Genomic DNA, 12,472 nt, shown 5'->3' on the forward strand with positions numbered 1-12,472 from the left:
CTCCCTACGCGGGCCGCCGTGAAGGGGGAGGAACGGTCAGTGAACACTACATTCCGAGAGATAAAAATGACCCTGCCCAGCAAAGTCAAAATCGTCGAAGTCGGCCCGCGTGACGGCCTGCAGAATGAAAAGGAAACCATTCCGGCTTCCGTCAAAATCGAACTGGTCGACCGCCTCACCGACGCCGGCTTCGTCAACATCGAAGCCGCCTCCTTCGTCTCGCCGAAATGGGTGCCGCAGATGGCAACCTCGACCGAGGTGATGGCTGCGATCAAGCGCAAGCCCGGCGTGGTCTATTCCGCGCTGACGCCGAACATGAAAGGGCTGGAAGCCGCCATCGCCGCGAAGGCCGATGAAGTCGTGATCTTTGGCGCGGCATCCGAAGCCTTTTCGCAAAAGAACATCAATTGCTCGATCGCCGAATCGATCGAGCGCTTCCGCGAAGTCGCACAGGCAGCCAAGCAGCACAACATCCGCCTGCGCGGCAGCATCAGCTGCTCGTTCGGTTGCCCTTACCAGGGCGAGGTGTCGCCGGAAAGCGTGGCCGACGTCGTGCGCCGCCTGCGCGAACTCGGCTGCGATGAAATCGACATCGCCGATACCATCGGCGTCGGCACGCCAAGGAAAGTGCAAACCGTGATGGAACGTGTCGCGAAGGAATTTCCGATTGAGCGTCTGTCCGGCCACTTCCATGACACCTATGGCCAGGCGACCGCCAACATCTACGCCAGCCTGGAAGTCGGCATTTCGATTTTCCATTCCTCGGTCGCGGGACTTGGCGGTTGCCCGTATGCCAAGGGTGCGACCGGCAATGTGTCGACCGAAGATGTGCTGTACCTGATGAACGGCCTCGGGATCGACACCGGCATCGATCTCGACAAGGTGGTCGACGCCGGCCAGTTCATTTCGCAGCATCTCGGCCGCAAAGCCGTGAGCCGCGCGGGCAACGCGATTGCGGCAAAGCGTCTCGGCTAACAGGGAACACCAAAGAAGTGGGCAAGCTGGAACTTCCTGTACTGTTGTCCGACATCAGTGCCTGCCGCCGCTGCGAGGCCAATCTGCCGCACGGTCCGCGTCCGGTGGTGCAGGCGGGCGCCAGCGCCAGGCTGCTGATTGTCGGGCAGGCACCGGGACGCAAGGTGCACGACACCGGTATCCCGTGGAATGATCCGTCGGGCGACCGCTTGCGTGAATGGCTGAATCTGTCGCGCGACAGTTTTTATGATGCATCCCGGGTGGCCATCGTGCCGACCGGTTTTTGCTATCCCGGCAAGGGTCGCAGCGGCGACTTGCCGCCACGGCCGGAGTGCGCGCCGACCTGGCATGCACCGCTGCTGCAAGCGATGCCTGATATACAACTGGTGCTGCTGATCGGCCGGTATGCGCAAGAATATTATTTGCGCGAGAATGCCAAGGCAACGCTGACCGACACGGTGGCGGCATTCCGCGACTACCTGCCGCGCTACTTGCCATTGCCGCATCCCAGCCCGCGCAACCGCTACTGGTTCACCATGAATCCATGGTTCGAGCTGGAGGTATTGCCGATCCTGCGCGAGCGCATCGATACCTTATTCAAGACTGCACAATGAGTACAACACCAAAACTTCCCGATTCCGCGCAACGCGTTGCCGACCTGCTCGCCGCACTCGGCCATGACAAGCCAGTGGTGATGTTGCCCGAAACCGGCAAGACTTCGGCCGAAGCGGCTGCCGGCCTTGGCTGCGGCGTGGCGGAAATCGCCAAGTCCATTGTTTTTCGCCGCCTGTCCGACGACGCGGCGGTGATGGTGGTCGCCAGTGGCGTCAATCGCGTCGATGAACAGAAGGTCGCGGCAATCGTTGGGCCGCTCGGCAGGGCCGATGCCAGGTTTGTAAAAATGCGCATCGGTTACGCGATCGGTGGCGTCTGCCCGATCGGGCATGTGGAAAAGACGATCATGCTGATCGACGAAGATTTGATGAAACTGCCCAGCGTCTGGGCAGCGGCAGGACATCCGCATGCAGTCTTCAACCTCACGCCCGCGCAACTGCGCGACATGACCGGCGCACCAGTTGCCGACGTCGCCCTGCGTACTGAAACGGAATCCGCATGACGGTGAACTACGATCCGATAGCGGACAACGGCACCGGTACGGTCCCTTCGCCCTGCATCAATATCTGCAAGATGGACCCGGCTAGTGGCTTGTGTGAAGGATGCTTCCGCACCATCGACGAAATCAGAATGTGGAGCACGGCGACCAATGACACGAAGCGTGCGGTGTGGGTAGAGATTCGGCGACGGCAGGAAGACTTGTTTTAATAAAGGACGGTTCCCTCCCCCTCGTAGGGGGAGGGCTAGGGGCGCCCGGCGTAGGGTGGGGGTGATGCGGTCGAGTTGTCGCAGTCCTATGCTCAACCCTCACACGCCTACGCGGCCCGCCCCATCCCAACCTTCCCCCTACAAGGGGGAAGGAGCAAAAGGAGCAACACCATGCAAAAAATCGACTGGTACTTCGACTTCATCTCCCCTTTCGCCTACCTGCAAAGCGAACTGCTCCATACGCTGCCGAGCGACGTGCAAATTAACTTCAAGCCGGTTCTGTTCGCCGCCTTGCTCGCGCACTGGGACAATCGCGGTCCCGCCGAAATCGTGCCGAAGCGGCAATGGACCTACGAGCACTGTGCCTGGCTCGCGCACAAGCATGGCATCCCGCTAACGATGCCTGCCCAGCATCCGTTCAACCCATTGCCGCTGCTGCGCCTGTGCATTGCCTTCGGCAGCACGCCGGAAGTCGTGCAACGTCTGTTTCGCTGGGTCTGGCGCGAAGGCAAGCTTCCCAGTGAAAGCGACCACTTCAGCCAACTGTTGAAAGAACTGTCGGTCACACCTGAAATGCTCGATACACCCGAGGTCAAGCAACAACTGCGCAACCATGGCGAGCAGGCAATTGCCGCCGGGGTGTTTGGCGTGCCGAGCACGGTAGTGGATAATCGTTGTTTCTGGGGATTGGATGCGACCGACATGCTGCAGGCGTACCTGCGCGGCGATCCCTTCTTCCGGTCCGAGCCCTTCCTCCGCGCGGGCAATGTGCCGCAAGGCGTGCAACGTAACAAATAAACAATGACTCTCGATTTCTACAAACCGCAGCAACCTCTTACCGGTCCCGCATACAGCCTCTGGTTCAAACTCCTGGCGACGGTCGTCACGATCCTGCTCGCAACATACGGGATGAATATCGCGATCCGTTTTCCGCTGATGCAATACGGTTTCGGCGTCAAGGCTTTGCTGGCCGGTGCCGCGCTGATGCTGATCATCAGCTACTACTGGTTCCTGCGCTCGACCATCACGATCAACGAGTCCGGCATTACGCAACGCTGGATGTATAACCGCCATGTCGAATGGCGCGACATCCGCAGCGCCAAGATGATCGGCATTCCCTATCTGTCGGCCATCTTCCCGCCGCGCCTGGTGGTCCGCACCGGTAATTCCTTCACGACCTTCAACGGTGGTTCGCAATCCATCCTGGTGGAATTCGCCAAGATCTCGCTTGCCTATCAAATGAAAAAATGAAACTTCCCGCATCGATGGAAGTGTTCGAACGCGGCTGGCTGTCGTCGAACAATATTCTCTTTGTCGGCCGTCATGAGACCGCGCTGGTGGACAGCGGTTATGCGACCCATGCTGCGCAAACCGTGGCCCTGGTCGAGCATGCGTTGCAGGGCCGTCCGCTGGACCGGCTGGTCAATACGCATCTGCATTCCGATCACTGCGGCGGCAACGCCGCGCTGCAACGTCGCTTTTCCTGTCGCACCGCGATTCCCGCGGCCGAAGCGGCCAAGGTCCAAAGCTGGAACGAAGAGGAGCTGACATATGAAGCGACCGGCCAGCAATGCGAGCGCTTCCGCTTCGATGAGACGCTGACGCCGGGTGATGTAATGACGCTTGGCGACCTGCCATGGCAGGTGCTGGGGGCGCCCGGGCACGATCCGCATTCGCTGGTGTTCTTTTGCCCGGATGAAGGCATCCTGATTTCCGCCGATGCCTTGTGGGAGCACGGCTTCGGTGTGGTCTTTCCCGAGTTGGAAGGCGAGTCCGGTTTTGCGGAAGTGCGCGCGACGCTGGACATGATTGCCGCACTGGATGTGAAGCTGGTGATTCCCGGGCATGGCGCGCCGTTCAGTAACATTGGCAAAGCCCTTGAAACCGCTTACTCGCGGCTGGAATATTTTGCCGCTGATCCGGCACGTAATGCGCAGAATGCGATCAAGGTTTTGCTGAAGTTCTTGCTGCTGGAGAAGCAGAGCTTGCCATTGGCGCAAGTGCCGCAACTGATGTCGGAAATGTTTTTGTTCCGCGAAGCGAATCAGCGCTTTTTGCACAAGGATGAAAACGAACTCGCACAATGGGCGATCGAGCAACTGGTGCGGGTCGGAGCGGCCGAGGTGAGTGGCGAGGCGCTTCGGAATCGGGATTGAGAACAGGTGATGCTGGCCCTGTTCTGATCCGCCCCCCTCACTACGCCGTCGCCACACGCACTCAACCGCCAAATTCGGCCGCTACAGCGCCTCAGCCGGTCAAGCCGTACGCTGCTCCCTGTCCTTCTTGTTCTGCGCCTCGATCCGGTCGCGCGCTTCCTTCCACTGCTGTTCGGACCACGAACGCAATTCATAAAAATTGCCGCCGGTCGCAAGATGGTTGCCGCCATCCATCATGATCGCCTGACCGGTCAGCCAGTCGCAGCCATTGCTCATCAGGAAGGTCGCCAGGTTCTGCAATTCTTCCATCTTGCCCGCGCGTCCCATCGGGTTGATCGCTGCGGAACGCGCGCCGGGTGCTTCCCCCGGGTTCAGGCGTTTGCTCATGCCTTCGGTCGGGATCTCACCCGGGCCGATTGCATTCAGGCGTACGCCATACTGCGCCCATTCGGTGGCGAGCGACATGGTCATCGCATGAATCGCGGCCTTGCTCATCGATGAAGGGACGACGAAGGGACCGCCATTCAGCACCCAGGTGACGATGATCGACACCACGCTGCGATAGCCGTCTTCCGGTTTCCATTGTCCCTTTGCCGCCATCTCCACCCAGCGACGTCCGACCGCATGCGTGACGTAGAAAGTTCCGTGCATCACGATATTGGCGATCGCATCGAAGCCGCGCGGCGACAGGGCGGACGTTGGCGAGATAAAGTTGCCGGCCGCATTGTTCACCAGCCCGGTCAGCGGACCCTCGGCAAAGATCTGCTCGACCATGTCATCTACTGCCGCAGCATCGCGGATATCAATGCCGAAGGTTTTCACCGAACCGCCATAGGTCGCCATCATTTCCTTCGCAGTCTCGTCGCAGACCGGTTTGCGACGGCCGCAGATATAGATGTCAGCGCCGAGCGATAAATATTTTTCCGCCATTGCGCGGCCGAGGCCGGTGCCGCCACCGGTCACCAGAATGCGTTTGCCTTGCAGCAGTTTGGGTTCAAACATGGTTGTCTCCTTGAATGAGAATGCGGGAAGCTTCGTCGGCGATCGTTAGGTGATCGTTATTTCAGCTCGTACTTGCCTTCGCTGAAGGAATGCAGTGGCGCGAGATCGTCGTATTGCGGTCCGCGACCCTGCTGCTTGGCGGTGAAGGCTTCCACCAGGTTGCCGGTCTGCCAGATGCCGGATTGCAGCCAGCCCATCTGTTGCAGAGCATCATGGGTTGAATGGTCGCGTGCATAGTGGATTGCCTGCTTGCTGCCCCAGATCGCGACCGGCGGTTTTTCGGCGATTTCGCGGGCCATTTGCAGAGCGGCTTCGAGCATTGTGTCCTGCGTATCGAATATTTCATTGACCAAACCGACTGCGAATGCACGTTGCGCGGGCAGACGGCGGCCGGTGTAGGCCATCTCGTGGACGATGCCTTCCGGGATCAGCTTGGGCAGGCGCTGCAAGGTGCCGAGGTCGGCGGTCATGCCGATGTTGATTTCCTGGATGCAAAAGAAGGCATCGGCAGTGGCGAGACGGATGTCGCAGGCGCTGATCATGTCGACGCCACCACCGATGCAGCCGCCCTGGATGGCAACGATGACGGGCATGCGCAGTTGTTCGATCAGGTTGAATGCCTGTTGCATGTCGGTGAGTTGGGGGACGATGTTGGCGCGGCCGGCTGCCGTGCTGTCGTTGAGCGAGATGCCGCTGTCGGCGCCGAAGACGTCGAGGGCCATGCCGGCGGTGAAGTGCTTGCCGGTCGAGGAGATGACGAGTGCCCTGGCGGTGGCTTCACGGTTCAGGGTGGTGAGGGCGTGGGTGAGTTCGCGCCAGAGCGCGGGGTGCATGGTGTTGAGGGTGGCGGGGCGGTTGAGGGTTAGGTGGGCGATTTTGTTGGTGATGGTTAGGGTGAGGCATTCGTAGTTCATGATGGCTCCTTTGGTTTTTGGTTTCTCGTTATGTTTTTTCTTCGGTGATGCAGCACATTCTTTTCTTCGAGGGTGCTTGCCGGGACTGGCCCCGGCGGGCCACCTTCTTTCTTTGCTTCGCCAAAGAAAGAAGGCAAAGAAAGGCGACCCCGGTGCCGCCGCCCTTCGGGTTCCCAAAAGAGTGCGCGCCAAAACGGGAAGCGAAACAAACTCGCCTGCGGCTCAGACAGGTTTCGCTTCTTTATCCGTTTTGACGCGCACTCTTTTGGCGTCGGCACAGGGGAACAACCACCACAGCCTCTATGCGCGACCTAGCCAAGTGCTCCAACCTTCGCGCCTTCGCCTCCCAGTCCCTTCCCCTTTGCAGGGGCGCCCGGCGAGGGGGAAGGTTAGGATGGGGGTAGTGCGTTCGAGTCAGCGGATCTGCTTGCTAAAGCAGAAAGCAGAAAACCGTCGGATGCTGAACAGAACAATGCGCCAATAAATGCACATCAACCTCCACCTCACGCCACTTCCTTCTCCCCCATCTGCAACGACCGCAACACCGCATTCACCGCCGCATTAAACAACTCATCCGCCCGCTCGGTCTTCAGGTAATACCCCTTCAACTCCAGACTCACCGCACCATGCATCGCCGCCCACAGCAAGCGCGCCGCGGCAGTCGGATTCGAAGGCGGCAACGTCCCATCCTTCATCGCCGCATCAAACGTCTCGATCAGCACAGCCAGCGACTCCCAGGCCTGATTGCGCGACTCGACCGGCGGTACAAAGCCGGCAATCGCATCACCAAACATCACCATGTAATAACTCGGATTTCGCTTCGCATACTCGTGATATACCCGCGCGTGCAAGAGCAGCGGTCCCAGACCTTCGGTATCGGATTTCTTTTTCGCTGCCTGCGCCGCCGCGGCAAATTCCGTTTTCAGGCGCGCAAACCCTTCCAGATACAACTCGTTGGCAAGGCCATCCTTGCCGCCGAACAGCGAGTAGAGCAGGGTGGTCGAGCAGTTCACCGCATCGGCGACGCGCCGGACCGTCATCGCCGCCGGACCTTCTTCGGTCAGCAGCCGCGTAGCTGCTTCCAGCATGCCTTGCCTGAGCGTGCTGCGTAATTCTTCCTGTGCCTGGCGGAAATCAACCACCGGTGTTTTTTTAGATTTCATGTTCCAGAGGCGTTGTGCAAAAACGTTGTTTTTTCTGATAACATCATAAACAGAAAATAAAAAAACGCAATCGGCCAATTGAAATCAGCCGACAGGCGCATGACAAATCTTGCAACGAACCTAGTTACGTAACCCGGAACGGTTCGGGGCCATCTCCAAGGAGTTTTCATGAGCAACAATCATTTGCCGGCGGTTTTGCAGAACCTGAGCCTGCCCGTTATTGCATCGCCAATGTTCATTGCCAGCGGCCCGGAACTGGTCAAGGCCCAGTGCAAGGCCGGTATCGTCGGTTCGTTCCCGGCACTGAATGCGCGTCCGGCGGAATTGCTGGATACCTGGCTGACCGAAATCCAGGCTGATCTGGAAACCTTCAAGCGCGCCAATCCCGGCGCCAAGGTCGGCCCGATCGCGGTCAACCAGATCGTGCATCAGTCCAACGACCGCCTGGCACATGACGTTGAAGTGTGCGTGAAGCACCAGATTCCGATCATCATTTCCAGCCTGCGCGCGCCGCCGAAGGAAATGCTGGATGCGATCCATAACTATGGCGGCATCGTGCTGCACGACGTGATTTCGATCCGCCACGCGCAGAAGGCGCTGGAAGCCGGCGTCGATGGCCTGATCCTGGTGGCCGCAGGTGCCGGTGGCCATGCGGGCGCATTGTCACCGTTCGCGCTGGTCGGCGAGGTGCGCAAGTTCTTCAAGGGACCGATCGCCTTGTCAGGTTCCATTGCGACCGGCGATGCGGTGCTGGCTGCGCAGGCCATGGGCGCCGATTTCGCTTACATCGGCTCGCGCTGGCTGGCGACAAAGGAAGCGAATGTCGACGACAACTATCGTCAGGCAATCGTGGAATCGGCCGCAGCCGACGTCATCTACACCAACCTGTTTACCGGCGTGCATGGCAACTACCTGCGCAAGTCGATCCTCGCCGCAGGACTGGATCCCGACAACCTGCCCCAAGCCGATAAATCGGCAATGAATTTCGGCTCCGGTGGCGGCAGCAAGGCCAAGGCATGGCGCGATATCTGGGGTGCCGGTCAGGGTGTCGGCTTGATGGATGCGGTCATGACCGTGCCGGAAGTGATGGAGAAACTGACCGCCGAGTACGTGGCCGCGAAAAAGCGGATCGGCGTATAAGACAAGGAAGCCGGCGAACTCGCGGGAGTCGGCCGGCTTCTTCGTTCAGGCGGGGATGTGGATCTGGATGTTAAAACAAGGGTGTTAAAACAATAAGGCAGATCCTCTGGAAAATGCTTAGCCGCCCGTCTTGATCGCCCAGATACTCGGGAGGTTACGCCAGTAACCATAGGCATCCATGCCGTAACCCACGACAAACTTGTTCGGCAGCGTCAGGCCGATATAGTCCGCCGCCACCGGCTTGGCCTTGCCGATATTCTTGTCGGCGAACACGGCCAGCACGACTTCCGCCGCACCCATTTCCAGCAGGCGCTCCTTCACATGCGCCAGCGTTTCCCCTTCGTCCAGAATATCATCCAGCACGATGACCGTGCGGTCTTGTACGTTGGAACGCGGAATCACTTTCCACTCGATCTTGCCGCCCTGATCCTTGCTGCCATAGCGGGTCACGTGCATGTAATCAAATTCCAGCGGAAACTTCAGCCGTGTCAGCAACTGGCCGCAAAACACCACCGCGCCGCCCATGACGCCAAGCACCAGCGGGAAGGGAGCGCCTTCATTATTGTCGAAGCGCTCATTCAGCTTCGCTGCGACATCGTCGACGGCGCGCTGGACGGCGGCATCGTCAAAAATCAGTTCGGCGTCATTGAGCAGCGCGCGGGCTTTGTCACGGTGAAATTCAGAATCGATATAGGTCATGGCACGGGGCCTCACATCAAAAAATAAACGGGTACTGCATGCAGCCAGTCGTCATGCTAACGCAGACCCGGCGGGCGGCCATCATATGACGCCGGCGCGGGTGTGGCAAGATAATGACAAGCTGACCATTTCAAACCATGCAATGGAGAAAATAATGAAGAAAGCCTACGTTGTCGCGGAAATCAACGTGACCAACCCCACAGATTATGAAGGATACCGGGCCTTGTCGACCGAGGCCGTCAAGCAGTATGGGGGGCAGTTCCTGGTACGTGGCGGACAGCGCGACCAGCGCGAGGGCGAGGACGCGACCCACAATGCCGGCTGGCGCACCGTGATCGTCGAGTTTCCGTCGCTGGAACAGGCGCAACGCTGGTATCAATCCCCGGAGTATCAGAAAGCGATGGTAATTCGACAAGCCAATTCGGTTGGACGCTTGTTCATCGTCGAAGGTGCCTGAACGCAAGCTTGATCCCAGGCAGGGCCGCCGACGTTAATGCCATCGTGCGGGAATCTTTCCTGCAGATTCGCCTCGAACAGGATGACATTCTTTCATGTGAGGGAGCGATGAAGACCACCTTGAAGCAGCACCAGGTAACTACCCAACGACCTTACCGGGACGGTTCGACGCCGCGGATGCCCCACGAGCGCGACGAATCGAATGACAACTACGACGACAATGTGCGCGACGATATGAAGCAGGCTTACGAGGACTTGCAGAACGGCCAGGTCGATACCGACCTGCGCGAGACCGGTGGCGTTGACGAAGTCGTCAACGACCGGCCCGGCACATCCCCGGACAAAGTTGTGAAAAAGTCGTTTTAATGCTGGTTTTAATCCGGTAACACTGACGCACTAAAGCAGGATCGGCAGGGTGCAGCGCACCCGCCATCTCATTGGTATTTGCGCGCGTCCTCGATTACCTTGCCGTCGTTCGGCAGGCTGCCGCGCGCCACCAGTTGCACATCGCCGCGCAACTTGGTGACATCCCTTATGGTCTCGACGACCTCGGACGCCGCCAGCGTGGCCGGATCGTCCACTTCGCACTGCAGTGTCATCACATCATTGGCCATCTCTCCGGACACCACCAGCCGTGCGCGCCCGATCTGCGGATGCCGCCTGACGATTTCCGCCACCTGCGATGGATGCACGAACATCGCCCTGACCTTGGTGGTCTGGTCGGCCCGCCCCATCCAGCCTTTGATGCGCACATTGGTGCGGCCACAGGGGGACAAACCTGGTAGTACCGCGGACATGTCACCGACGCTGAAACGAACCAGTGGATAGTCGGGATTGAAAGACGTGACGACCACTTCGCCGACTTCGCCGTCCGCAACCGGGTCACCGGTGCCGGGACGTACGATTTCCAGGATCAGGTCTTCATCAACCACCATGCCCGGATTCACCTGGCCGTCAGTCTCGGTTTCGTAGGCAATGCTGCCGATATCGGCCGAGCCGTAGACCTGCAACACATGCGGCACGCCGTTGTCCTGTAGCCATTTGCGCAGTGACGGTGGCAGTGCCTCGGCGCTGACCAGCGCACGCTGCACACTGCTGAAATCCGCACCCATCTCTTGCGCCTTTTCAATGATGAGCTTGAGGAAGGAGGGGGTGCCCGCGTACGCATCCGGACGCAGGCTGGCAATCGCCTGCACCTGCATCTCGGTCTGGCCGACGCCCGCCGGAATGACCGCGCATCCCAGCCTGGCTGCGCCGCCCTCGACCATGAAGGCCGCCGGCGTGAAATGATAAGAAAAACAATTCTGGATGAGTTGTCCGGCGCGCAGGCCGAGCGCCGCCATCGGCCGACCGAAGCGCCACCAGTCCTGGCTTTGCCCTTCCGGATCGAAGATCGGCCCCGGCGACATGAAAACATGCCGCATGCCGGCGAGCGCGGTGTTGGTCAGCCCACCAAAGGGCGCGTCCTGTTGCTGCAATTCCTTCAACTCGGATTTGCGCGTCACCGGCAATTGCGCGAGTGCCTGGCGTGAACAAATATCGGCCGCATTGACGCCGGACAGAATCCTGCCCCAGCCCGGCGCGGCTTGCGCGCGCGCCACGAGTTGCGGCAATTGTTGCATCAGGCTGCGTTCGCGTTCCTGCGGGTCGCGGATTTCGAGGGAATCAAGAGTATCAAGAATGTGGGACATCGCTTGGCTGCCGGGTCGATGGGTAAATGATGGGAGGAGGTAGCGCCTTGGGCCTTATGCCACTTATCCGGGTTATGCCAGCCAGCGCTTGCGGCGCTTGTAGCTCTTCACGTCCTTGAAGCTCTTGCGCTCTTCGCCGCCGACGCCGAGGTAAAACTCCTTGACGTCTTCATTGTTGGCGAGGTCGCGCGCTGCGCCGTCCATGACGATGCGTCCGCTTTCCATGATGTAGCCGTAGTCGGCGTACTTGAGCGCCATATTGGTGTTCTGCTCGGCCAGCAGGAAGGTCACTTTTTCTTTCTTGTTCAGGTCTTGCACGATATCGAATACTTCTTCGACAATGCGCGGCGCCAGACCCATCGACGGTTCGTCGAGCAGCACCATGCGCGGGCTGGTCATCAACGCGCGGCCGATCGCGCACATCTGCTGTTCGCCGCCGGAGGTATATGCGGCCTGCGAAGTACGGCGCGTTTTCAGACGCGGAAAATAGGTGTACACCTTGTCCAGGTTCGCCGAGATCTCACCCTTGTTCTTCAGTGTGTAGGCGCCGGTCAACAGGTTCTCTTCGATGGTCAGGTGGGCAAAGCAATGGCGGCCTTCCATCACCTGCACCACGCCGCGCTGCACGAGTTGCGCCGGCGACAGGTTTTCGATGCGCTCGCCGCGCAACTGGATCATGCCCTTGGTCACTTCGCCGCGTTCGCCATGCAACAGGTTGGACACCGCGCGCAGCGTCGTGGTCTTGCCCGCGCCATTGCCGCCGAGGAGGGCAACGATGCGGCCTTCCGGTACATGCAGCGAGACGCCCTTGAGCACCAGGATCACGTGGTTATAGATGACTTCAATGCCATTGACTTCCAGCAGGTTGGCGGCTTGCGCCGGAGCGCTCACAGGCGCGGAGGACAGCACGGCGGACGGCATAGGATTTCCTTCTTGCGATTCGTTTGACCGGT

General features: G+C 59.6%; 16 protein-coding genes. 10 read left to right on the forward strand and 6 right to left on the reverse strand.

The window, feature by feature from the left end; translation table 11 throughout:
* Positions 1–66: 66 nt before the first annotated feature.
* The 7 genes from ACFQUU_RS11030 (at position 67) to ACFQUU_RS11060 (ending at position 4,454) form a co-directional block, all read left to right on the forward strand.
* Positions 67–975, forward strand: coding sequence for a hydroxymethylglutaryl-CoA lyase (locus ACFQUU_RS11030; RefSeq protein ID WP_382247440.1), 909 nt, complete (start codon positions 67–69; stop codon positions 973–975).
* A 17-nt stretch (positions 976–992) separates the two neighbouring features.
* On the forward strand, positions 993–1,589 hold the full coding sequence (locus ACFQUU_RS11035; protein WP_382246904.1) for a uracil-DNA glycosylase family protein: 597 nt from the start codon (positions 993–995) through the stop codon (positions 1,587–1,589).
* Positions 1,586–2,092: a YbaK/EbsC family protein gene (locus ACFQUU_RS11040; RefSeq protein ID WP_382246907.1), complete on the forward strand. Its 507-nt coding sequence runs from the start codon at positions 1,586–1,588 to the stop codon at positions 2,090–2,092. The genes ACFQUU_RS11035 and ACFQUU_RS11040 overlap by 4 nt, the downstream gene beginning before the upstream one ends.
* Positions 2,089–2,298, forward strand: a complete 210-nt coding sequence (locus ACFQUU_RS11045; RefSeq protein ID WP_382246910.1) for a DUF1289 domain-containing protein — start codon at positions 2,089–2,091, stop codon at positions 2,296–2,298. Before ACFQUU_RS11040 ends, ACFQUU_RS11045 begins: the two co-directional genes overlap by 4 nt.
* A gap of 171 nt (positions 2,299–2,469) precedes the next feature.
* A complete protein-coding gene (locus ACFQUU_RS11050) occupies positions 2,470–3,096 on the forward strand; it encodes a 2-hydroxychromene-2-carboxylate isomerase (protein ID WP_382246913.1) in 627 nt (208 codons plus the stop codon).
* Positions 3,097–3,099: 3 nt separating this feature from the next.
* Entirely contained in the window at positions 3,100–3,549 is a 450-nt protein-coding gene (locus ACFQUU_RS11055) for a hypothetical protein (protein WP_382246916.1), read from the forward strand.
* Positions 3,546–4,454, forward strand: coding sequence for an MBL fold metallo-hydrolase (locus ACFQUU_RS11060; RefSeq protein WP_382246919.1), 909 nt, complete (start codon positions 3,546–3,548; stop codon positions 4,452–4,454). The genes ACFQUU_RS11055 and ACFQUU_RS11060 overlap by 4 nt, the downstream gene beginning before the upstream one ends.
* Before the next feature lie 99 nt (positions 4,455–4,553).
* Here the strand turns inward: ACFQUU_RS11060 and ACFQUU_RS11065 are convergent, their stop codons facing one another.
* The 3 genes from ACFQUU_RS11065 to ACFQUU_RS11075 form a co-directional block, all read right to left on the reverse strand.
* Positions 4,554–5,456, reverse strand: coding sequence for an SDR family oxidoreductase (locus tag ACFQUU_RS11065; protein ID WP_382246922.1), 903 nt, complete (start codon positions 5,454–5,456; stop codon positions 4,554–4,556).
* 56 nt (positions 5,457–5,512) lie between these two features.
* A complete protein-coding gene (locus ACFQUU_RS11070; RefSeq protein ID WP_382246925.1) occupies positions 5,513–6,370 on the reverse strand; it encodes an enoyl-CoA hydratase-related protein in 858 nt (285 codons plus the stop codon).
* Positions 6,371–6,873: 503 nt separating this feature from the next.
* Positions 6,874–7,533, reverse strand: a complete 660-nt coding sequence (locus ACFQUU_RS11075) for a TetR/AcrR family transcriptional regulator (RefSeq protein ID WP_382246928.1) — start codon at positions 7,531–7,533, stop codon at positions 6,874–6,876.
* 168 nt (positions 7,534–7,701) lie between these two features.
* On the opposite strand from ACFQUU_RS11075, the gene ACFQUU_RS11080 reads away from it, so the two are divergent.
* Complete coding sequence (locus ACFQUU_RS11080) at positions 7,702–8,673, forward strand: NAD(P)H-dependent flavin oxidoreductase (protein ID WP_382246931.1); 972 nt, start codon at positions 7,702–7,704, stop codon at positions 8,671–8,673.
* A gap of 117 nt (positions 8,674–8,790) precedes the next feature.
* Here the strand turns inward: ACFQUU_RS11080 and ACFQUU_RS11085 are convergent, their stop codons facing one another.
* On the reverse strand, positions 8,791–9,372 hold the full coding sequence (locus ACFQUU_RS11085) for a hypoxanthine-guanine phosphoribosyltransferase (protein ID WP_382246934.1): 582 nt from the start codon (positions 9,370–9,372) through the stop codon (positions 8,791–8,793).
* Between the two features lie 154 nt (positions 9,373–9,526).
* On the opposite strand from ACFQUU_RS11085, the gene ACFQUU_RS11090 reads away from it, so the two are divergent.
* Both ACFQUU_RS11090 and ACFQUU_RS11095 read left to right on the forward strand, forming a co-directional pair.
* Positions 9,527–9,829 (forward strand): DUF1330 domain-containing protein, encoded by a 303-nt coding sequence (locus tag ACFQUU_RS11090; RefSeq protein WP_382246937.1) that lies wholly within the window; start codon positions 9,527–9,529, stop codon positions 9,827–9,829.
* 8 nt (positions 9,830–9,837) lie between these two features.
* Positions 9,838–10,194 (forward strand): hypothetical protein, encoded by a 357-nt coding sequence (locus ACFQUU_RS11095; protein WP_382246940.1) that lies wholly within the window; start codon positions 9,838–9,840, stop codon positions 10,192–10,194.
* A 68-nt stretch (positions 10,195–10,262) separates the two neighbouring features.
* On the opposite strand, the gene ACFQUU_RS11100 is transcribed toward ACFQUU_RS11095, so the two are convergent.
* On the reverse strand, positions 10,263–11,519 hold the full coding sequence (locus ACFQUU_RS11100; RefSeq protein ID WP_382246943.1) for a phenylacetate--CoA ligase family protein: 1,257 nt from the start codon (positions 11,517–11,519) through the stop codon (positions 10,263–10,265).
* Between the two features lie 72 nt (positions 11,520–11,591).
* Complete coding sequence (locus ACFQUU_RS11105) at positions 11,592–12,440, reverse strand: ABC transporter ATP-binding protein (protein WP_382246946.1); 849 nt, start codon at positions 12,438–12,440, stop codon at positions 11,592–11,594.
* Positions 12,441–12,472 lie beyond the last annotated feature (32 nt).

It is taken from the genome of Herbaspirillum sp. GCM10030257, assembly GCF_042666555.1.
Taxonomy (GTDB): domain Bacteria; phylum Pseudomonadota; class Gammaproteobacteria; order Burkholderiales; family Burkholderiaceae_D; genus Noviherbaspirillum.

What these genes read in the sequence shown, in the direction of transcription:
- ACFQUU_RS11030 (WP_382247440.1), top strand. Translation starts at nt 67, where the DNA reads ATGACCCTGCCCAGCAAAGTCAAAATCGTCGAAGTCGGCCCGCGTGAC.
- ACFQUU_RS11040 (WP_382246907.1), top strand. Translation starts at nt 1,586, where the DNA reads ATGAGTACAACACCAAAACTTCCCGATTCCGCGCAACGCGTTGCCGAC.
- ACFQUU_RS11045 (WP_382246910.1), top strand. Translation starts at nt 2,089, where the DNA reads ATGACGGTGAACTACGATCCGATAGCGGACAACGGCACCGGTACGGTC.
- ACFQUU_RS11050 (WP_382246913.1), top strand. Translation starts at nt 2,470, where the DNA reads ATGCAAAAAATCGACTGGTACTTCGACTTCATCTCCCCTTTCGCCTAC.
- ACFQUU_RS11055 (WP_382246916.1), top strand. Translation starts at nt 3,100, where the DNA reads ATGACTCTCGATTTCTACAAACCGCAGCAACCTCTTACCGGTCCCGCA.
- ACFQUU_RS11060 (WP_382246919.1), top strand. Translation starts at nt 3,546, where the DNA reads ATGAAACTTCCCGCATCGATGGAAGTGTTCGAACGCGGCTGGCTGTCG.
- ACFQUU_RS11065 (WP_382246922.1), bottom strand. Translation starts at nt 5,456, where the DNA reads ATGTTTGAACCCAAACTGCTGCAAGGCAAACGCATTCTGGTGACCGGT.
- ACFQUU_RS11070 (WP_382246925.1), bottom strand. Translation starts at nt 6,370, where the DNA reads ATGAACTACGAATGCCTCACCCTAACCATCACCAACAAAATCGCCCAC.
- ACFQUU_RS11075 (WP_382246928.1), bottom strand. Translation starts at nt 7,533, where the DNA reads ATGAAATCTAAAAAAACACCGGTGGTTGATTTCCGCCAGGCACAGGAA.
- ACFQUU_RS11080 (WP_382246931.1), top strand. Translation starts at nt 7,702, where the DNA reads ATGAGCAACAATCATTTGCCGGCGGTTTTGCAGAACCTGAGCCTGCCC.
- ACFQUU_RS11085 (WP_382246934.1), bottom strand. Translation starts at nt 9,372, where the DNA reads ATGACCTATATCGATTCTGAATTTCACCGTGACAAAGCCCGCGCGCTG.
- ACFQUU_RS11090 (WP_382246937.1), top strand. Translation starts at nt 9,527, where the DNA reads ATGAAGAAAGCCTACGTTGTCGCGGAAATCAACGTGACCAACCCCACA.
- ACFQUU_RS11100 (WP_382246943.1), bottom strand. Translation starts at nt 11,519, where the DNA reads ATGTCCCACATTCTTGATACTCTTGATTCCCTCGAAATCCGCGACCCG.
- ACFQUU_RS11105 (WP_382246946.1), bottom strand. Translation starts at nt 12,440, where the DNA reads ATGCCGTCCGCCGTGCTGTCCTCCGCGCCTGTGAGCGCTCCGGCGCAA.